The 20,025-nt window shown below is 61.1% G+C and carries 19 protein-coding genes and 2 pseudogenes; 5 read left to right on the top strand and 16 right to left on the bottom strand.

Annotated elements, in window-relative coordinates; translation table 11 throughout:
• Window position 1: 1 nt before the first annotated feature.
• The 8 genes from KYG_RS10985 to KYG_RS10955 all read right to left on the bottom strand — a co-directional run bounded on the left by KYG_RS10985 (window position 2) and on the right by KYG_RS10955 (window position 5,734).
• A complete protein-coding gene (locus tag KYG_RS10985) occupies window positions 2–1,234 on the bottom strand; it encodes a multidrug effflux MFS transporter (RefSeq protein WP_008904970.1) in 1,233 nt (410 codons plus the stop codon).
• On the bottom strand, window positions 1,231–1,689 hold the full coding sequence (locus KYG_RS24400; RefSeq protein WP_139019366.1) for a hypothetical protein: 459 nt from the start codon (window positions 1,687–1,689) through the stop codon (window positions 1,231–1,233). Before KYG_RS24400 ends, KYG_RS10985 begins: the two co-directional genes overlap by 4 nt.
• Before the next feature lie 53 nt (window positions 1,690–1,742).
• Entirely contained in the window at window positions 1,743–2,636 is an 894-nt protein-coding gene (locus tag KYG_RS10980; RefSeq protein ID WP_008904969.1) for a YqaJ viral recombinase family protein, read from the bottom strand.
• Window positions 2,637–2,747: 111 nt separating this feature from the next.
• Window positions 2,748–3,416 (bottom strand): DUF1071 domain-containing protein, encoded by a 669-nt coding sequence (locus KYG_RS23300; RefSeq protein WP_008904968.1) that lies wholly within the window; start codon window positions 3,414–3,416, stop codon window positions 2,748–2,750.
• 91 nt (window positions 3,417–3,507) lie between these two features.
• A complete protein-coding gene (gene radC / locus KYG_RS10970; RefSeq protein ID WP_008904967.1) occupies window positions 3,508–3,963 on the bottom strand; it encodes a DNA repair protein RadC in 456 nt (151 codons plus the stop codon).
• Window positions 3,960–4,907: an ArdC family protein gene (locus KYG_RS10965; protein ID WP_008904966.1), complete on the bottom strand. Its 948-nt coding sequence runs from the start codon at window positions 4,905–4,907 to the stop codon at window positions 3,960–3,962. The genes radC and KYG_RS10965 overlap by 4 nt, the downstream gene beginning before the upstream one ends.
• A 74-nt stretch (window positions 4,908–4,981) precedes the next feature.
• Window positions 4,982–5,338 (bottom strand): hypothetical protein, encoded by a 357-nt coding sequence (locus tag KYG_RS10960; protein WP_139019365.1) that lies wholly within the window; start codon window positions 5,336–5,338, stop codon window positions 4,982–4,984.
• A gap of 120 nt (window positions 5,339–5,458) precedes the next feature.
• Window positions 5,459–5,734, bottom strand: coding sequence for a hypothetical protein (locus tag KYG_RS10955; RefSeq protein ID WP_008904964.1), 276 nt, complete (start codon window positions 5,732–5,734; stop codon window positions 5,459–5,461).
• A gap of 418 nt (window positions 5,735–6,152) precedes the next feature.
• Between KYG_RS10955 and KYG_RS10950 the strand changes: the two genes are divergently transcribed.
• Window positions 6,153–7,649, top strand: a complete 1,497-nt coding sequence (locus tag KYG_RS10950; protein WP_139019364.1) for a hypothetical protein — start codon at window positions 6,153–6,155, stop codon at window positions 7,647–7,649.
• A gap of 18 nt (window positions 7,650–7,667) precedes the next feature.
• Here KYG_RS10950 and KYG_RS24395 read toward each other — a convergent pair whose 3' ends face one another.
• Window positions 7,668–8,123, bottom strand: coding sequence for a hypothetical protein (locus KYG_RS24395; protein WP_139019363.1), 456 nt, complete (start codon window positions 8,121–8,123; stop codon window positions 7,668–7,670).
• Here KYG_RS24395 and KYG_RS10945 point away from each other — a divergent pair.
• The 4 genes and pseudogenes from KYG_RS10945 to KYG_RS23780 all read left to right on the top strand — a co-directional run.
• Window positions 8,106–8,546: pseudogene (locus tag KYG_RS10945) on the top strand (transposase); the annotation flags it as partial. The gene KYG_RS24395 and the pseudogene KYG_RS10945 sit on opposite strands and share 18 nt — an antisense overlap.
• A gap of 38 nt (window positions 8,547–8,584) precedes the next feature.
• Window positions 8,585–9,850, top strand: coding sequence for an IS256 family transposase (locus KYG_RS10940; protein ID WP_008904961.1), 1,266 nt, complete (start codon window positions 8,585–8,587; stop codon window positions 9,848–9,850).
• A 70-nt stretch (window positions 9,851–9,920) separates the two neighbouring features.
• A complete protein-coding gene (locus KYG_RS23785; RefSeq protein ID WP_160165348.1) occupies window positions 9,921–10,391 on the top strand; it encodes a DedA family protein in 471 nt (156 codons plus the stop codon).
• Window positions 10,392–10,412: 21 nt separating this feature from the next.
• Window positions 10,413–10,505, top strand: a pseudogene (locus tag KYG_RS23780) (hypothetical protein); the annotation flags it as partial.
• A 59-nt stretch (window positions 10,506–10,564) separates the two neighbouring features.
• Here the strand turns inward: KYG_RS23780 and KYG_RS10935 are convergent.
• The 7 genes from KYG_RS10935 to czcI all read right to left on the bottom strand — a co-directional run.
• Window positions 10,565–12,700 (bottom strand): heavy metal translocating P-type ATPase, encoded by a 2,136-nt coding sequence (locus KYG_RS10935; RefSeq protein WP_369749822.1) that lies wholly within the window; start codon window positions 12,698–12,700, stop codon window positions 10,565–10,567.
• A 234-nt stretch (window positions 12,701–12,934) separates the two neighbouring features.
• Window positions 12,935–13,321, bottom strand: coding sequence for a hypothetical protein (locus tag KYG_RS10930; protein WP_008904959.1), 387 nt, complete (start codon window positions 13,319–13,321; stop codon window positions 12,935–12,937).
• 38 nt (window positions 13,322–13,359) lie between these two features.
• A complete protein-coding gene (locus KYG_RS10925) occupies window positions 13,360–16,479 on the bottom strand; it encodes an efflux RND transporter permease subunit (RefSeq protein WP_008904958.1) in 3,120 nt (1,039 codons plus the stop codon).
• Between the two features lies 1 nt (window position 16,480).
• Window positions 16,481–17,593 carry an efflux RND transporter periplasmic adaptor subunit gene (locus KYG_RS10920; protein ID WP_034694205.1) on the bottom strand — a complete coding sequence of 371 codons (1,113 nt, stop codon included), beginning with the start codon at window positions 17,591–17,593 and terminating at the stop codon, window positions 16,481–16,483.
• Window positions 17,590–18,144, bottom strand: coding sequence for a hypothetical protein (locus tag KYG_RS10915; RefSeq protein WP_008904956.1), 555 nt, complete (start codon window positions 18,142–18,144; stop codon window positions 17,590–17,592). Before KYG_RS10915 ends, KYG_RS10920 begins: the two co-directional genes overlap by 4 nt.
• Window positions 18,145–18,197: 53 nt before the next feature.
• Window positions 18,198–19,484 carry a TolC family protein gene (locus KYG_RS10910; protein WP_034694204.1) on the bottom strand — a complete coding sequence of 429 codons (1,287 nt, stop codon included), beginning with the start codon at window positions 19,482–19,484 and terminating at the stop codon, window positions 18,198–18,200.
• 141 nt (window positions 19,485–19,625) lie between these two features.
• Window positions 19,626–20,025: cation efflux protein, CzcI family (gene czcI, locus KYG_RS25170; RefSeq protein ID WP_237707253.1), on the bottom strand; the 400-nt coding region annotated here is incomplete at its 5' end.

The following is a 20,025-nucleotide window of genomic DNA, read 5'->3' as shown; positions in this document are numbered from 1 at the left end:
CTCAACCGGGAGTCCCCGTTCGGCCCACATCGGGCCATCGCCGATGCAGGTACATCCATGCCGCCATGCCTATGCCCATCATGCACAGCGATGCCAAGGCCAGCAGAGTGGTTGAATGCATGACCAGTGGGACGAGTACGCCCGCAACCACGCCGTTTGCTGTGGATCCCACAAAGGCCTGCATCGATGACGCCATGCCACGGCGCTCAGGGTGCAGGTCCAGTACGAGCAAGGTCACCACGGGCACCATCAACGCCCAGCCAAACGCAAAGATGGCAATGGGCAGCAGCGACCAGGCTGCGTGGGGCGTGAACAGAAAGTTTGCCACCAGATTGCAGACCGCGACGCTGAACATGATGACAAAGCCGTGCCGTATCTGCTTTTTCGGAGGGATCCTGCCAGCCAGTCGTCCGCTGAGCCACGCGCCCGCCATGATTCCAGAAATGGTGAGTACAAAAAACCAGTAGAACTGGGTAGGCACCAGGGCAAGGTGTTCGCCCAGAAAGGCGGGGGCTGCCAGTACGTACAGAAACATGCCATTGAAGGGAATGCCGCTTGCGAGTGCCAGCAGCACAAAGCGGGCGCTCGAACCCAGCTGCCAGTACCCGCGCATCAGATGCGGAATGTTGAACGGCTGTCGATGGTCGGCCTGCAGTGTTTCGGGCAACAGCCGGAAATTTGCGATCCATAGCACCACCCCGACCAGCGTCAGAAACCAGAAGATGCTGTGCCAGCCCGCGTGTACAAACAGCCAGCCGCCAACGATGGGTGCAATGGCAGGGGCAACACCAAAATAGATGGTCACCTGGCTCATGACCTGCTGTGCACGTGCGGGAGGGAACATGTCGCGAATGACGGCGCGCGACACCACAATGCCAGCGCCTGTCGACAAACCCTGCAACGCCCTGAACGCTATCAGTTGCTCGATGGTTTGCGACAGGGCGCAACCTGCCGAGGCCACCGTGAACATCGCGATTCCGCACAACACGACCGGCCTTCGTCCAAAGCTGTCCGCCAGCGCCCCGTGGAAAAGGTTCATGAATGCAAACCCGAACAGATAGGCAGACAGCGTCTGCTGCATCTCTACCGGGGTGGCACCCAGTGCTTTGGCAATGCCTGTAAATGCGGGTAAGTAGGTGTCGATCGAGAAGGGCCCCAGCATGCCCAGCACGGCAAGAAGGGCTGCCAGAGCCCATTGGGGCGCACGCCAGAGCGTGTGGGCGTTGGGGTTCATGCGGAATTGGTAGCGGGGTCTGGTTTTAGCAAAGGCTCTGTATTGTCGGCACCCTGGCCCTTTTCCTTGCCTTGCTCATCGCTGCGAAAAACCTGGCGTGCGCCGTACAGGATCCAGCCCGGGTTGTGGGCATTTGGGGAGGCTCCCCCATGGTGTTTCAGTACCCCGGGTGAGGTGGCGTTGATTCTGGCCGCATTGTGCGGGCGCTGCATCACCGATGCACCGGTGAGTCTGCGGAGCTCAAACAAAAACGCCGCCGCTATCGTTGTAATAGCGTCGGCGCTTTGTGCCTTGCGGCTTGTGTTTGGTGGGTCCTGAGTGACTCGAACACTCGACCTACGGATTAAGAGTCGCTTGTCAAACAAGCCTCTACAACACCAGGCAACAAATAGCGTCAACGAAATCAATAGTTTAGCGAAGATTGGTGTTCGTGCTTTGTTGTGGTTGATGGTCAATTTTTGCGAGTGAGTGTCCCACCAGTGTCCCATGGGACACTGGCCGTGATGGGTCAGGCAACCATCACGCGCACCTCCTGCCGTGCCTTGCCCCGGTACGGGCTCAGGTCCAGGCCCTGCAACTGGGGCACCTTCTTGTAGTCCACATTGCCTTGCTTCCAGTAGCGCGTCACGCTGACGCCTGCGCCGTGCTCTCTGGGGTGCTGCACCAGTGCGATCAGATTCTGGCGAGCGGCCTCCAGGCGTTCGGCCTGGGCATCAGCCTCTTGCTTGGCCTGGGTGTATGCCGCAGCGGCTGCGGCCCAGGCGGGGTCATGGCGCACGATGGTGTCGGCTTCGGTGAGGGGTGGCGGGGTGTCCCCCGCGAGGTACTGCTGGAAATCGTCCCAGCCGGCCTGTATCCGTTCCATGACCATGGTGTCGGGCTCGATGGCATGCAGGATGCCCTGATGGCCATCGAACACCCACAGATGGGCCAGTGCTGCGCCTGACACCATGAGCTGGTGCTGCACCTGGATGCCGTAATGCGTGGGCACCTGCCCGGATTGCACGTCCTGCCACAGGTCGGAGCGCGTGCCGCGCAGCGGGCATTTGATCTCCAGTACCAGGTCGCCTTCGAGCGTCATGCCATCCAGGCTGGCGCTGTAGTCCCCGGCCTCCAGCACCAGCGGCTGCATGACCAGCCCGGTCTGCTCTTCGTAGGCAGCACGGGCCGGGGGTTCCAGGTCGGTGCCACGTTGCATGGCATGGGTGACGCGGGTCTCGGTGCGCCCGGTCTTGACCAGCCACAGCTGGTAGGGCGTCATCCAGGGGCTCAGCCCCAGGACTGCCGCCGACTCCGAGGCATTGCGCCGGGACTGGCGGTAGGCATGCCATTCGGGGCTGCCCTGAGCGAGTTGGACGATGTTGGCCTGTGGGGCCATTGCGGGGTGCATGGTGGTGTTCATTAGAGTCTCCGTTCGGTGAAACAAAAAGGCCCTACCGTGGATGCCGGCAGGGCCGTGGGGGGATGGTGGGCACCAGCGTGCCGCCGGTGCAGGGGAGTGATAACGGCGCGCTCAAGCCGCTTGCCTGCGCTTCTCCAGGCTGCGGATGACGCGCAGGAAATCGTTGGCGGCGATGTCCCCGAGTTCGGCCACGCCGAAGTACGAAAGCACCCGGTCGAGCGACACGCCCACCTCGATGGCAAGTCTGTGGATCTGGGCCTGCTGGCTCTTGGTGATGCGCTCGCGGTCATCGTCGCGCCGCACCGGAGGGCGGTTGCTCGCAAGGCTGGGCCGCTCCGTCTGGGGCGATGGGTGCAGGGGGTCGTTGGCGGCCTCCGTACCCACGGGCTGGGGCAGGTCTTCGCCTGCGTAGATGTAGAGCCCCAGGCCATGCAGGGCAATCGCCTTGACCAGACAGCGCTGCAGGCTGGTGTTGATGTCGAAGGCCGAAGGCGCCAGCAAGGGGCGGTTGCGGCCATCGAGCACCGGGTGGATCTGGCTCAGGGTCACGCCCTTGACCGTGACGGCCACCTCGACGAACACCCCGGCCTCGGTGGCCAGGTAGGGCAGACCATCGAAGCGGCGCACCTCCCAGGTGGCGGTAGGGTCCGCCAGGCGCAGCTGCGCGACAGCATAGGGCCAGCTCAGGTAGCTGAAGCCCCCTTTTTTCTCGACACGCTCATTGACGTTGATGGCGTTCAGGCGCGCAAAGTAGTTGTCGGAATCGGTGGGTTGGGACATGGTGAAACTCCATGGTTGAGAAACAAGAACGCCCGGCGCGCAGAGATGCAGCCGGGCGAGGGGGGGGGAAGAACTGGTGGGCTGGTGCTGGCTACAGCAGGCCCCGTTCCGCGAAGCTGACGGTGCCGCCACGGGTGACGATGAAGTGGTCCAGCACGCGCACATCCACCAGCGCCAGCGCAGACTTCAGGGCCTGTGTCAGCGCCTGGTCGGCGCGTGACGGCTCGGCCACGCCACTGGGGTGGTTGTGGCACAGGATCACGCTGGCAGCGTTGCGGGCCAGGGCTTCGATCAGCACCTCGCGGGGGTAGACCGAGGTTTGGGTGAGCGTGCCCCGGAACAGCTCCAGGGTCTCGATGACGCGGTTCTGCGCATCGAGGAAAACGACGGCAAACACCTCGTGTGGCCGGTCGGCCAGCAGAAGGCGCAGGTAGTCGCGCACTGCGTCGGGCGAAGCCAGTGCGTCCGACTCTCTGGCTTCGCACTCAAGAAGCTCCAGGGCCTGCTGCACCACGAGGGCGCGGGTGGTGAGCGTGGACGGGTTCATGCTGCGTCCTCCGCTTGGGAAGTGGCCACGGGGGCGGCCAGCTCGGGCATGAGAAAGTCCACCGCCTTCTGTGCCAGGGATGCGGCGCTGAACACCAGGCGCTTGTCGTTACGCAGCGCTTCCAGCCACGATGCGATGTAGCTGGCATGGTGCAACTGCCCCTGCAGGCCACAGTGGCTCGACAGGAAGGCAGACCCCATCTCGGCCACCAGTTCCTCGAAGGCATAGGCCTCGATGTGCTGGCGATTGGCCAGGGTGCGACTGCAGCGGCTTGGGTGCCCGGTCCAGTGCGTCAGCTCGTGCAGGGCGGTGCTGTAGTACCCCTGGAAGTCGGCGAACACCTCCACCGGGGGCATCTGGATCAGGTCCAGGCTGGGGCTGTAAAACGCCCGGCTGCCGCCATGCCGGATCGTGGCGCCCGAGCGTGCCAGCAGCGCCACGGCAGCCTCGTAGGCGGTGCCCTCGGGCTGCGGGGCGGGTGGCCAGGTCAGGTGCGCGGGCAGGCCCTCGACCTGGGCCTCGTTGAACACGGTGAAGGAGCGCAGCAGCGGGATGACTTTACGCACAGGCTCGTCATTCGCGGCCTGAAAGCGACTGTCCTGTGCGTTGTCCCGCTCCAGCAGCTTGAAGAAGACGATGCGCGTGCCGGACTCGCCACGGCGCACATGGGCACCCAGGCTGTGCGCCTGCTGGAAAGTCAGCCAGCGGTTGGTGGGGTAGCCCTCCGCCATCTGGCGCAGGTTGAGCAGCAGCACATTGATGCCCCGGTAGTGGCGCCCGGTGGTCAGGTTGGCAGCCAGCAGGCTGCCATGCTGCCGGTTCCAGGGGCAGGCCCAAGGCGTGGTGCCCGCTTCCAGCGCGGCAATGATCTGGTTGGTGACCTCGGCATAGAGGTCAACCGAGCTGGGGGTATTGGAGATTGGGGAACGTGTGTTGGGGATCATGGTGGCTCCAGAAGCAAAAAAGCCCCGGTGGCGGACCACACGGGGCAAGCAATGAAAAGTGGATAGGGGCTACATCACAAGGAGGTCTTGTTGGATCGCATGGTGGTGAAGGCTTGCTGCATACAACGCGCGATGCCAGTGGCTGCCTGGTCGGATGCCTCGACGGCAACACCCGCCAGGCCCGTCATGGCGTCGATGGCCCGGTCCAGCTTGCGCTCTGAAAGCACCGCGTTGATCAGCGGGTGCACTACATATTGGCTCAGAGCCAACGCGATCAAAGTACCGAGCAACCACACGAGGAAGCCCAGGAACACGCTGAGTGCTGCGACTTCAATGACCCAGACGCAGGCAGCGGCAACAGCTGCGCCGACGGCAATATCACCGCTGATGGATGCGACATAACGAATAAAGGTATTACGACGTGGTGACATGAGAGACCTCGACAAAAGATGGATCAGGGAGGGGACAGGCTGGCGCCGTCGAAGGCTGTTCCACAAGCTGGGCCTGCGGTAGCGGGGCCAACGGCGCGATTGGCGGCGGCGGGCCATTGCCTAGACCGACAGGGCGTAGTAGCCGGGGTAGTAACGGTCCCCTGCCATGTAGCCAAATGCCTTCTTCGCCATCGAGGTGCCAACGCTCGTGAGCAATCCGGCAAAGGTGGCCGCCATAACGCCACTGAAAGTGCCCCAGTGAATGGCCAGTGTCAGGACCGTGACGGCGACATCGATTGCCATGTCATAACGTAGCAGGCGCAGCATCGTGCGCCGCTTGAGCTTCATGAAGATAAAGACAAGGCCGAGGAAGATGGCGAAACCGGTTTCGAACATGGAGTGCTCCTTTGGTGCGTTGATGGAAAAGCCCCTGCAGCACAAGCGCTGCAAAGACAAGGCCAGTGGCACGATTCAGACCCAGACGAAGGATGGGTCTGAGGATGGGTGCCCGATCCCCAACACGGCGCGACTGCATGCCGGGGATTCGAGCGCTGCAACAAAAAGGAGTCCCTTGCAGCAGGGGCAAAGAGACTCCTTATTCAGTACAAGAAAGCGAAATCCGAAGTGGGGGCCGTGATCTGCAGCCCCCCGGGTAGAGGGTCCACGCGGACTTGAAAGAACACACCCGGCGGGAGAAATTTTTTAGAAAAAATTGACAGCCGGAATCCGGTTCCGCTGCGCGCATCGCTTCTGTCTTGGTTGACCTCTCTTGACTGCTCTGACAAAGTGTGTAGCCAATCAGCAGGGGCTCAGCATGTCAGACAGTTCGAATTCCCGCGTCCGGAAGGCCACGGAAGCTCTCAAGCGTGGAGCCGAGAAGGGAGCCAATGGTGTTTATCAGGCCACGGAGTTCGTGGCGCGCAACGATGGACGGATCGCCGATGGTGCACAGGCGGTCACGGGAGTTGTCGGCTCAGGCATGGATAAGGCAGGCCGAGGGCTGGCAGCCGCCAGCCAACAGGCTAGCCAGGTTCTGCATGGCAACGCCAATTTTGCGGCCGACAGAATGCGCGAAGCCATCACAGGAACGGGAACCGCAGGGCCAGCGCGCAAGGCCCTCGGTGCCGTTGGCTGGTTGACCGTCAAGGCGACGGTGCATGCCGCCGGCCTGGTGGCGGGCGTGGCCGTTGTGGGTGGCAAGGCCGTCGCGGCGACAGGACGAATGGCCGAAAGCGCAGCACCCGCCGTTGGTGGGAGCATCGGTGGACTGGTGCGTGGCGCTGCCAGCATGGCCTCTAACACGGTGGATTCCCTGGTATTGCCCGCCGGTCGCATCGAAGAAATGCGGGGGCAGTTGCGCACGCTCGGCCAGATGGAGATGGCGCGGTCAGAGCAGCGCATGCAGGCCATCGAGTTCGCCCAGAAACGCCGGCGCAAAGATGAACTTCTGGACCTGCTGGTCGTGGGAGGCGTCACCCTGTCGCAGGTGCTGCGTGAACCCGCCAGCGTGCCCGAGAACGTGCAGCAGGCCTTTGCGCTGGCCTACCCTGGCCTGGCCCAGACCGAAACCTTCTCGGACGCGGTGGCGCGCATGTCCAGTGACGAGCTCGTAGGCCTGGTGTCTGGTGTCAAGGGCAAGCTGTTTGAGCTGGAACTGGTGGACCACCTCAACAGCGGCGGTTTGCCTGATGGGTACCACGCCGAGATTGCCGGTTCGGCAACCCAGCCGGGCTGGGACATCCGGGTATTGGACGAAAACGGCCAGGTGAGCGAGCTTTTGCAGACCAAGGCCACCGAGTCGGCCCAGTATGTGCGGGAAGCCTTGCAGCGCTACCCCGATATTGACGTCACCACGACCACCGAAGTGCATGCCCAGCTGGTCGCTCTGAGCCTGGCCGATAACGTGCATGACAGCGGCATCAGCGAGGCCGTGCTGCAGGCCCAAGTGGAGGCGGCAGCGGCCCAAGGCGATGCAGTGTTCGATGCCAGCGATCTCGTTCCTTCCAGCATCGGGCTGGCCGTGATTGCCCTGTCGGTCTTCATGAAGAAAGACGCTTCGCTGCGCGAGAAGGGGGAGCAGGTCGGTCAGCGCTCAGCCAAAGCGGGTGTTTCTGCCGGTATGGGCAAGGTCGCCATGGTGGTCACGCAGACCTGGTGGGTCGGGCTCATCGGCGGTGTGGCCACTAGCTGGCTGGCTGGACGGGGGCAGGGGAAGCGGGAGCAGTACGAGGCGCTCAGGAAGGCCCTGGATGTGATGCGGGCGCGGCAGAAACTACCGGCGCCAAAGCTGCAAATTGAATATGCGAAGTAGCATTCGCATCACGCATTTTCAGGGAATGATCTCCGGGACGAAGAATCCCCGGCCGATGGCTTTGGGCCATCCATCGCCTGTGAGTTTACTAACCAGATCGGCGTAGTACAGCGCTCCTGGAAGGCGAGACATATGAAAAAGTGAAAGACTAGGAACAGCTTGCTGATGCAAGAAATTTGTTGCGAGTTTGATCGGATCGGCCCCATGAGTGGTCAGTCGAACCGGGTGAATGTAGTCTTGCACTGATTGCGGCACTGTCTGTAATAAAAGATCGCCATGAGGATCAATGGCAACGTCGCCGAACAATGCTGGGAGAAGCGTTGTTCCTGTTTGTCGCCACAAAATCGCTTTCGGAGATTTTTTGGATTCGATAAGTGGCTTATGTTCGAGGGTGTGCAGAATTTTGTGTAAACGGACAATCCACCGCAGGCGAGAGCCTGCTTGTCCGCAAACACAATGACAACCAAGAAGCACGAAGTACCGCAAGAACTGCTGGCCAGCTTGCTGGCCGACTACAAGAAGCCTGAAGACCTGATAGGCGAGAACGGTCTTCTCAAGCAGCTGACCAAGCTTCTGGTGGAGAAGGCCCTGGACGCCGAACTGACCGAACACCTCGGCCACGAGCGCCATGAAGCCGTGGCCAACGCCAGCGGCAACACCCGCAATGGCAAGAGCAAGAAGACCCTCAAGGGCGATTTCGGCGAACTGCCCATCGAAGTACCACGCGACCGCCACGGCAGCTTCGAGCCCCAGCTCATTCCCAAGCACCAAACCCGCTGGGCGGGCTTCGACGACAAAATCATCTCGCTGTACGCCCGCGGCCTGACGGTGCGCGAGATTCAGGGGCACCTGCAGGAGATGTACGGCGCCGAGGTCTCGCCCGAGCCTGTCAGAAATTTTGTGTGTGAGGCATAGCATGTCAACAAGGAGCATGAATGCCACGCAAGACGAAGACGACTGCAGCAGCGGACAAGGCGGCGCAGCCGCAATTCTCAGCCGAGCTGCTGGAACAACTCATTCCCGGGCCGGTAACGCCAGCCGAACTCGAAGGCATCTTCCAGCAGTTCAAGAAGTCGGTTCTTGAACGAGCGCTGGGCGCCGAGATGAGCCATCACCTGGGCTACGCGCCCGGCCAGGCCAAGCCAGAAGGGGCTGCCGTCAATCACCGCAACGGCAAGAGCGCCAAGACCGTGCTGACCGACGTCGGCGCCTTGCGCATCGACGTTCCCCGCGACCGCGAGGGCACGTTCGAGCCCCAGCTCATTGGCAAGCATGAGCGCCGCTTCACCGGCTTTGACGACAAAATCATCGCCATGTACGCACGCGGCATGACGGTGCGCGAGATCCAGGGCTTCCTGGCCGAGATGTACTCGGTCGATGTCTCGCCCGATCTCATCAGCAGCGTCACCGACGCGGTGATGAGCGAGGTCACGGCCTGGCAGACGCGCCCGCTCGAGCCCATGTACCCCGTCGTGTTCTTCGACGCGCTGCGGGTCAAGATACGTGAAGACGCTGTGGTGCGCTCCAAGGCCGTGTACCTGGCGCTGGCCGTGTTGCCCGACGGCAGTCGCGACATCTTGGGGATCTGGATTGAGAACACCGAAGGCGCCAAGTTCTGGATGAAGGTCTTCAACGATATGAAAACCCGTGGCGTCCAGGATGTGCTGATCGCCGTGACCGACGGCCTCAAAGGGATGCCGGAGGCGCTGGCAGCGGTGTTCCCGGCCACGACGCTGCAGACCTGCATCGTGCACCTGATCCGTAACAGCTTGGACTTCGCTAGCTGGAAGGACCGCAAGAGCCTGGCCGCAGCCATCAAGCCGATCTACACGGCTGTGAGCGCCGAGATGGCCGAGGCCGAACTGCACGCGTTTGCCGACGGGCCATGGGGCCAGAAATTCCCAACCGTTGTGAACGCCTGGCGCAGGGCCTGGGACAAGGTCATCCCGTTCTTTGCCTTCCCGCCAGAGGTGCGGCGGGTGATCTACACGACCAACGCGATCGAGAGCGTGAACGCACGGCTGCGAAAGATCATCAAGACGCGCGGCCACTTCCCGAGCGACGATGCGGCCACCAAGCTGATCTGGCTGGCCCTGCGCAACATTACCCAGGAGTGGGGGCGGGCAGCCAACAACTGGAAATCAGCGATGAATCAATTCGCGATCCTCTACGAGAATCGGTTCACGAAATCGAGCACATAAAATCTTCATCCACTTCACGAAATCGGTGAAGGTTCAAAGTGCCTCGCACACAGAAATTCTGACACTCCCGTTGGTCATCGCAGCCTGTAGTGTCGGTACGATTGCCGGCTCAAACATCCGGTTTTTTGTTGGAAGTCTACTCAGCTCAAGGCTTTTTCGATGGTCTCCCAAGGCGGCTCCGTGGATTGCGTTAGGTGCAGTAGGTGTCGATCGCTTTGGTTTTTGGCTGCTTCCGCTCTACCGCTTTTCCAAAGGAACCTTCACCTTAGTTGGTTTGGGTGCCGGTATATCCATGAACCATCGAAGATTCGTAGTCCTGGATGCAATCGGCGCTGCACTTTGGGTAGCAGCAATGGTTGGTGTAGGGCGCGGCCTTTGGCTACTTGGCCTGCAGGTAAAGCCGGAGTGGGCGGCTTATTTCGGACTCTCCTTGATGAGCTGCGGCCTGTTGGCGACTGTGGTGCTTGGACGTCGTCTGAAAAAATTTCTCAACCCGTATGCTTTGGCCGCGCTTGAGCGCTACCGACATCAACCAGCATGATCAAATTCTCTGGGATTTCAGGTAGATGGCATCCGCCCGTCCACCTGGGACTGGTTGGGCGTGGCGATCACACTTCTGGGTATGGCTGTCATTGCATTCCAACCAAAGTCGTAGTCGTCCAGTGGCAGCATTCGGGTACGGCCCAAACGGGGTTGACCGTTACCCATTGTTCGTCAACGAAGGGGCCCAGAAGATGACTCTACGCGTGCCTCACGAAGTAGCCGCAAGCCGTTAGCAACCACCAACAGGCTCGCGCCCATATCCGCAAACACCGCCATCCACATGGTCGCCGTGCCGAACACCGCCAGCACCAGAAACACGCTCTTGATTCCGAGTGCTAGAGTGATGTTCTGCCAGAGTACAGCGTAGGTGCGCCGGGACAACTTCACGGTCTCTGCAACACGCTGCAAGTTGTCATTCATGATCACCACGTCGGCCGCTTCCATGGCTATATCCGTTCCTGCACCGCCCATGGCAAAGCCAATGTCGGCTTGAGCCAAGGCCGGGGCATCATTGATACCGTCGCCTGCCATGCCAGTGGCGCCATAGCGAGTTTGCATTTCCTTGATCGCGTCAAGCTTGGCCTCGGGCAGCAAGTCACCGCGCGCATCTTCGATGCCAGCTTGCGCAGCGATTGCCCTGGCCGTGGCGGTGTTGTCCCCGGTCAGCATCACTGGGGCAACGCCCAGTGCCTTGAGATCGGCAACCGCCTGCCGTGAGGACTCACGGATAGTGTCAGCAACAGCAAACAATGCAAGAACGCGGGAATCATCAGCCAAAAGAGCCACCGTGCGGCCTTGCTCTTCGTGGATGGAAAGCTCCAATTCCAGGTCGGGAGAACACAGCCCCTGCTCATGAATCAGCCGGTGATTGCCCAGCACCAAGCGCACACCATTGACCATGCCTTCGACACCACGCCCAGGCAGGGCCTTGAAGTTCTGGGCCTCAGGACCCTGGGCCTTGATGCCGCTGACAATCGCCTTGGACACAGGGTGATCGGAGCGCATGGCCAAACTTGCGGCCAATGTCTGCGCAGTTGCCTCATCGCAGCCACCCCAAACGCGCCATTGCACCAGCTTGGGTTTTCCCTCGGTGATGGTGCCCGTTTTGTCCAACGCCATGGACTTCAAGAGTCGGGCTTCCTCCAGGTAGGTCCCACCTTTGATCAATATTCCGCGGCGAGCGCCAGCCGCGAGTCCGCTGACCACAGTCACGGGTGTGGAAATGACCAAGGCACAAGGACAGGCGATCACAAGCAGGACCAACGCCTTGTACAGCGACTCCATCCAAGTCGACCCAAGTAGAAAAGGCGTGAGAAGCGCCACCGCAACGGCGATGGCGAAGACGGCAGGGGTGTAGATGGCGGCGAACCGATCGACAAACCGCTGGGTCGGTGCACGCGTGCCTTGCGCCTGCTCAACTGCTTGAATGATCCTTGCCAACGTGGTGTTGCTGGACAAGACAGTGACCCGGAATTCAAGCTCTCCGGTCTCATTGATGGTGCCAGCGAAGACCTGATCACCTGGACCTTTGTCCACGGGAATGCTCTCCCCTGTCACTGGCGCCTGGTTGATCGCCCCACTGCCCTTGGTCACTGTCCCGTCGAGTGGAATCCGCTCACCGGGTTTGATGCGTACTGTTGTCCCGATGGCCACTGCTGCGACCGGGACCAAACTCCAGTCTCCGCTGGAACCCCGCACCAAAGCTTCCTCGGGCGCCAGTTCCAGTAAGCCCTTGATTGCATTGCGGGCGCGGTCCACGGCCTTGGCTTCAATCAGCTCAGCAATGGCGTAGAGCGCCATCACCATGGCCGCTTCAGGCCACTGACCGATGAGGAACGCGCCTGTGACGGCCACCGACATCAGAGCATTGATGTTAAGTTTGCCGCGCATCAAGGCTGCGACTCCCTTTTTGTAGGTATCGAGCCCTGCCAGCCAGATAGCCAGTCCGGCAATCACCAGGCCAGCTACCTTCCAAGGGGTTTGATCAGGCGCAAAAAAGGAAAGCAACTCCGCCCCCGTGGCACACACAAGAGCAACCACAAGACGAGAAATCCCTCCAGAAAATCCATGTGCATGCTCGTCGCCTTCTGCATGACCGCCTAACGGTGCCACATGGGAATCTGCCTTCGAAGTCACGGGCTTTGGATCAAAGCCTGCATTGCGAATAGCAGCCAGCGCCAGGGGATACACGCTTTCAATGGCATCAATGCTCAGCGTGCGAGCGCCCAGTTGAAAGCCCAGTGAGCGAATGCCATCCAGAGGCTCAAGTGCCCGGCGAATCTCCGCTTCCTCGGCGCTACAGTCCATCGTCGCGATTCGGAACACCCTCCCCGGCCCCCCACCGTTGGCCGTGGGATTGGCCGAGGGAGTGGGGCCAGAGCAGCCAGTTGAGCTGCATGCGTTAACGTCATCCACGTCTGGAGGGGTGTTCGATTCTTGTTTCATGACCAGATTGAAAACCTTGTGGTGACCTCAATGTCAAGAGACAGGGCCACAACGCTCTCGCAGCTGACGGACTACCGTTGATGCGGTCACCGGGTGCTACTTGATGCTGAAACGCACAGTCGCTGCCTTCCCTGCGACAGAAACCACAGCAACGGCCTTGGTGCCCGCTCCGACTTTGAAATTGCCCGTGGCTTCGAGCTTGTCACCAGCGGGTTTGAGTTCAACCTCCTGCTTCTCGGTGCCGCTTAGCATGGTGACCTTTGCCGTCGCCTTTGACACGTCGGCTGGTTTGCCGTGGTCGCGCAGGTGCAACTGAATGACGGTCGGCTTGGCAACCAGTTCGTAATCAATGTCCTTGACCTCTACGACCACACCGCCATGCAGCGGCTTGTGCTCATGGGCATGGTCGTGTTTCTCGCCAGCTGCAAAGGCCGAGGTGGCCAGGGTCAAGGCCATCGTGGATAGCAGTGTTTTTGTCTTCATGGGAATCCTTTCTGGATAGTTGATAGGACAGGGTGAAATCAAAGCGCCTCGGCGTCCTTGTCGTTCATCAGCGATTCGGCCGGCTTGCGCCCAAACAACCAGAACATCGCGGGTGTGAGGAAGGTGTCGAGCAGGGTCGAACTGATGAGACCGGAGAAAATCACCACGGCCACCGGGTGCAACACCTCAGTGCCTGGCTGTTCTGCTTCAAACAGCAGTGGCGCCAGCGCGAAGGCCGTGACGAGGGCGGTCATGAGCACGGGACTCAGTCGCTCAAGCGAGCCGCGCATGATCATCTTCTGATCGAAGGACTCGCCTTCGAAGCGCATCAGGTTGATGTAGTGGCTGACCTTCAGAATGCCGTTGCGCACCGAGATACCGGCCAGCGTGATGAAGCCGACCAATGCCGCCACACTGAGCGGCTGCCCCGACAACCACAGTCCGATCACCGCGCCGACAAGGGCCAGCGGAATGTTCACCATGATCAACGCCGACAGCGCTGCCGATTTGTAGCGGCTGTAAAGAACCACGAACATCAAGGTCAGCGACACGATGGACAGCAGGCCGACGAGGCGTGAGGCTTCCTCCTGCGCCTGGAACTGGCCACCCAGCGTGATGAAGTAGCCTTCTGGCAACTTCGTCTCGGCCACGATTTTGCGGATGTCGGCAACGATCTCAGACAGCGCACGTCCAGACGCGTTCGCCGACAACACGATGCGGCGCTTGCCATCGTCACGACTGATCTGGTTGGGACCATCGCCGTCCTCGATGGTGGCGATTTTTGACAACGGGATGCGGCCGTTCGGCGTCTCGATCAGTATCTGGCCCAGGCCTTCGACCGAACGGGCGGATTCTGGCAGCTTGACGACCAGCGCGAAGCGCCGACTGCCCTCCACGATCTGCGTGACTTTTTCACCTTCAACCAACGCCTGCAGCGCCGACAAGACCTGAGGCGCTGGAACGCCGTACTGCGCAGCTGCTGCGTAGTCGATACGAACCTTGATCTGCGGCGCCAGCACCTGCTTCTCGATCTGGAGGTCGGCAATGCCCGGAATGGTCGCCAGCTTCGCGCGCAATGCGTCGGCCTGGCCACGCAGGGCATCCAGGTCTTCGCCAAAGATCTTGATGGCGATTTGAGAACGCACGCCCGAGAGCATGTGATCGATGCGGTGGGAGATGGGCTGTCCAATCTCCAGCGCGGCGGGCAGATTGACCAGCCGGGCACGGATATCTGCTTTGATCTCGTCCATGCTGCGCGTCAGCTCTGCTGTCGGCTTAAGACCCACATCGAGCTCGCTGACGTGGACACCTTCGGCATGTTCATCCAGCTCGGCGCGACCACTGCGGCGCCCCACGTGGGTCACTTCCGGCACTTGACTGACCAGCACCTCAGCCTGGCGCGCAAGTGAGGACGACTCCGTCAGCGTGACACCCGGGTTCAGCCGCAGACCGATGAGCAGTGTGCCCTCGTTGAATGGTGGCAGGAACGTGGTGGGGAAAAACGGCACAGAGGCGGCTGCCATCAAAACAGTCACACCGGCAACTGCAATGGCCGCCTTGGGTCGGTCCAACACGCCTTGCAGGCTGCTTCGATACCGCGCTTTCAACCACGCCAGGACCTTGGTGTCCCCATGCTCCAGATTCTTCATGCGGGGCAGCAGGTAGAAACTGAGCACGGGCGTCACAGTCACCGAGACGATCAGTGAAGCGAGTGTCGAGACGATAAAGGCGATGCCGAGTGGCACGAACAACTTGCCCTCCAGCCCCGGCAGCGCAAACAGTGGGATGAAGACCAGAACGATGATGACTGTCGCGTAGAGGATGGCTGAGCGGACCTCCATCGTCGCGTGGGCGACGAGTTCAATTGGATGCAATCGGCCGTGCGGGTGGGCGGCGCGGTCCGTCTTCAATCGCCGGAGGACGTTTTCAACGCCGACCACGGCGTCGTCTACCAGCCCGCCAATCGCGATGGCCAAGCCACCAAGCGTCATGGTGTTGATCGACAACCCAAAATACTTGAAGACCAGCGCGGTGATGAAGATCGAGACGGGAATCGCCGTCAACGCGATGATGGTCGGGCGCAAGGTGCCCAAGAAGAAGAAAAGGATCAACGCCACGAAAACCGATGCGCCAATCAGCTTGCCCTGCAAGGTGGTGATGGATGCTTCGATGAAGCTGGCCTGACGGAAAGTGACTCGTGGGGCCTCCATGCCGGCCGGCAGCGAAGCCTTCAGCCCCACCAAGGCGTCCTCAATGGACTTGGTGAGCGCGATGGTGTCGGCGGTCGGTTGCTTCTGGATGCCAAGGATCACGGCAGGCTTGCCTTCAAAGCCAGCATCGCCGCGCTTGAGCGCCGCTGCAAACGTCACCTCGGCTATCTGACGAAGGAGGATGGGTTGCCCGTCCTTGGCGGTCAACGCCAGATTGCTCAGGTCCTCCAACAGTGAGGTGCGGCCCAGGTTGCGGATCAGGTACTCGCGCCCGTTGAGTTCAAGAAAGCCGCCCGATGTGTTGCTGGAGTAGCCCTTCAAGGCCGCCTCAAGCTGCTCATGCGTGATACCCAATTCCGCCATGCGAGTGGTGTTGGGTTGCACCTGGAACTGCCTGACCTCGCCACCGATGGGGATAACTTGAGCCACACCGGGGACAGAGAGCAGCCGAGGCCGCAACACCCAGTCGGCGTATTCGCGCACCGCCATGGAGCTGATCTTGCTCGGATCAACTGGGATGGCAATCTGCATGATTTCGCCCATGATGGAGCTGATCGGGCCCATGCGCGGAACGACGCCTTCGGCAATACCTTCCTCCATCGAAGACAGGCGCTCCGACACCAATTGCCGTGCGCGGAAGATGTCGGTGCTCCAGTCGAAGGTGACGTAGAGAAAAGACAAGCCAGCCGACGACGTGGACCGCACCGACTCCACGCCGGGCAGACCGTTCATGGTCGTTTCGAGCGGGAAGGTGATGAGCTGCTCCACCTCTTCGGCGGCCATGCCACCGGCCTCGGTCATGATGGTGACGGTCGGCTTGTTGAGGTCGGGAAACACATCCACCGGGGTGGTGGACAGAGTGAATGCGCCGTAAGCCATCAGAACCACGCTGGCGATGATCACCAGCAGCCGATTGGTCAGGCTGTTATCGAGTAGCCACTTGAACATGTCAGCGTACCTGGTTGATCAAGGTGGCACCTTGGGTCGCGACACGGTCGCCGGAAGTCAGGCCCGATGTGACGGCAGCGTTGACACCATCCAGCGGTTCTGTTCTGACAGGGCGAGGTTCAAATCGCTCTGGCCCGGTCTTGACCCAGACCACCGTCTGGTTGGCTGGATTCTTCATCAGTGCGGCAACTGGAACGGCAATGCCTTTGACCTTGTCCTTGGTCTGGACAAACACGCGTACCGGCTGTCCAACGGCCAATTGGTCGAGCGCTGCGCCCTGAGCACGAAAAGCCAAGGGCAGGGCCTGCTCGCGCAAGCTGCGCGACGCACCGATGAACGCCAGAGGGATGCGCTGCTCACCGACAGCCACAGTGGCACCGCCAATGTTGGTGGCAACAGCGGCATCGAACGCCAGGGCTTCAATTCGCAGACGCGTGGGGTCCACGATCTCGAAAACCAACTCGCGCGCATCAACCACTTGACCGGCGACCACGTTTGCAGACGCGATCACGCCGGAGACTGGGGCAACCAGCGCTTCGCGACTGGACAGACCGCCGCCGACAGCCGCGATGCGTGCCGACAGGCTGGCCGACTCGCTCTCAACCGCTTCGATTTCTTTGCGTGGCACCGTATCAGACAATTCTTGCAAACGCGCCAGGCGTTTGTCCGCCAGCGCTTTGGCTGCCCGCAGTTCGGCCAACTGTGCAGCCTGGTTGGAACGCTCAATGGGCGCTGCCGACGAAGCAACGTATGCCAGCACCTCACCTTTGCGGACAGTTTGCCCGGGGTTGGGCAATCCGCGCGGACCAGGTTCAATGCGACCGGCGTTCAATGCCTGCACCTTTCCACCTGCGTTGGGATCCATCAGCACTTTGGCGCCCAACTCCAGCGTCCTTGGAAGTTCGGCCGTCTCTGTGACAACGGTTCTGACTCCCAGCTGGCGCTGAGCAGGTTTTGGCAGAAAAACACTGCCGTCCGGTTGGCGCTGAGGCCCGTTGGCGCTGGGCGTCGCAGGTGCGTCACCGTGATCATGTCCCTCACCCGCATGGACAGAGGTGAGGCTGGACAACGCGATGAAGAGTCCCAGGCTGGTGGTAATGAGCGTGCGCTTCATGCTGCACCTCCCACGCGAACGCTGCGTGCGCCAAACATGCGCCGCGCACCTACAAACACGAAGGCAAGTACAGCGATGCCTGCAGCTACCCACCCGGCATATTTCGTCCAGGGCTGCGCCGCCTGCATTTCCTCTGAATGCGCCTCCTCGTGAATGTCAAGTTCACCCGCAAGTAGATCGACCTCGTTGCCGGCTGTTACCGTTGCAGTGACAGCAAGGACACCGGGCTTGGGAGCCTCCGACAACACGACCTCGTATTCGTCTTCACCTTGTTTGTCGGCTTTGAATTTGGCGCTGCCGATTTCGAGTTCGATTTGCGCGTCGCGGACCGGGCTGTTGTCACTGAATCGATCCAGGTAGAGGGTGATCTGTTTGCCGCTGAGAACACCGACAAGCTCGAAGGTCTCTGAAACCGCAGAAAAACGTGGCAGTGCTTGGCCGACCGCTGCAGGAGCGGCTTCACCGTGGTCATGACCTTCACCGGCCCAGGCGGGCGCTGCGGTGAAGAGCGCTGCGCACAACAGCGCATACGGAAATTTGAGGTAGTTCATGGAGGTTTACTGGAATGAATGAATGGCTGCAGAAGGAACAGGCCAACTGCACGTCACTGGGGCAACAGACCAAGGGTCTGTCGTTTCGTGGATATGGCTGCTGCCAGTTCGATGCGGATGATTGCCACTTGGCGCTCAGCTTCGGCAGCTTCGGCTTCGATGCGCAGCCGTGTGGGCAGGTCGGTCTCACCCAGGCGGAAAGACTTGTCAAAGAAGCCACGGGATTCGCGCGCAAGTGATGCGCGTTGCTCGGCAGCTGCAAGCTGTGTGCGGGCTGCCTCGACCCGCACCCGGGCAGCTTCTTGCTCGGCGGCCAGACGCTCTCGTTCCAGGCCGAGTTGGGCTTGAACCTCCATGGCGTCAGCAAGGGCTTGAGCCGTCCGCGCGTTGTGGCGCGCACCACCACCAAACGGAATGCGCACACCCAGCGCAAAGGTTTGCTGCGAGGCTTCACCGAAAGCACCGCGATCCCGCGTGGTCGTGAGCGTCAGTTCGGGGTTGGCGCGGGACTGGATCGCTGTGAGTGCTGCACTTCGCTCAGCCACCACCACCTTGTCCTTCAGCTCTTGGACTGCGGCGTGCGTTTCAGCCTGAGCCGTAGAGGTGCTGGGGTCTTGCTCCACACCACCCCCATCAACATCGCCTGCAACTGGTGCGACACCTGCAAGCGCCTGCAATTGCTGCCGGGCTGCAGAGAAACTGGCTTCAGCCTGTGCAAGATGGGCTTGCGCGCCAGCGACAGCTCCCTGCGCTTGGTGCTGGTCTGAGCGGGCCAAATCGCCCGCCCTGGTGCGCCGTTCCACGTCAGCAGCAATTTGCTGCGTGTTTTTGAGCTGGTCGCGCGCGATGTCGACTTCGATGCGTGCGCGCTGCCACTGCCACCACGCCTCGCGGACAGTGGCTGCAATGCGCAGTTTCGCGGCCATGGTCCTGCTTTCAAGGGCTACCGCCTCCGCATCTGAGAGTGCGGCGCTTTGCGCACGCTCGCGAGGCAACCAGAGGGGCACCGACACACCCACCTCGATTTCGCTTGCACCCTGGTTGCGGTTGAGCCGGTCGGTTTTGTAGCCCATTTCCAGGGCAGCAGGTTCAGGCGTCCAAGCCTGCGCGGCACTTTGCTGCGCCCGTGCAGCATCACGTCGCGACGGCAGGGTCAGTGCCTCGGGCTGGCGAGCCCAAGCAGCCTCAAATACTTGCTGCAGGTTTTGTGGTGCCGCTGCCTTCGCGGGTGTGGTGACCACGGCTGGGGACTGCGCTTGCGCTGCTGCACTGCAGAAGATAGCAGTTACCACCAGGCCGCCATGCAGCCGCCAACTCTTCGTTCGAGATCCAAATGTCATCCGATGCTCCAGTGTTGAAAACAATCCACAGGAGATCGGCAAGCAGCGACCCAACGGTCGCGTCGAGCCCGGAGCGGCAGCGTCTTGCTGCGCGCTCAGGCGCGAACGGGCTTCAGAGGAAGAAGTAACCCGTCTCGCCGATCAGGCGAGACTTGACCACTGGGGTCTATCGGGCTGGGTTGGTGCGTGAGACGCACCCCCTTCATCACGTGTGATTTTGGGTGGCGCTGCAGAGAAGGCTGCGGGTATATGAGGAGGCGCGATCAACATCACACTGCAGTAACCGTGGCAATGCCCACAATCCAGATCGGTGCCCCCAGGTGCCGTGCCATTCGCGCCGGCATCGTCCGTGCCGGACAAACCAGTGTCAAGATAATCACCGAAACTGACGTCTTCTTGATGCTGATGCTCATGGTGCCCCAAGTGCGTTGCGCCCACCTGGGTTTCATGCCCGCAGTACGACGCCACTGCCGCCCAGCTGAACTGGAACGGCAACAAAGCGAGCAAGAGGATGACGAAAAAACGGCGCATGCCCATGAGT

The organism is Acidovorax sp. NO-1 (genome assembly GCF_000238595.1).
In the GTDB taxonomy this organism is placed as follows: domain Bacteria; phylum Pseudomonadota; class Gammaproteobacteria; order Burkholderiales; family Burkholderiaceae_C; genus Acidovorax.
Note: the sequence above shows the minus strand (reverse complement) of the source record. Positions and strands in the feature narration are given on the sequence as shown.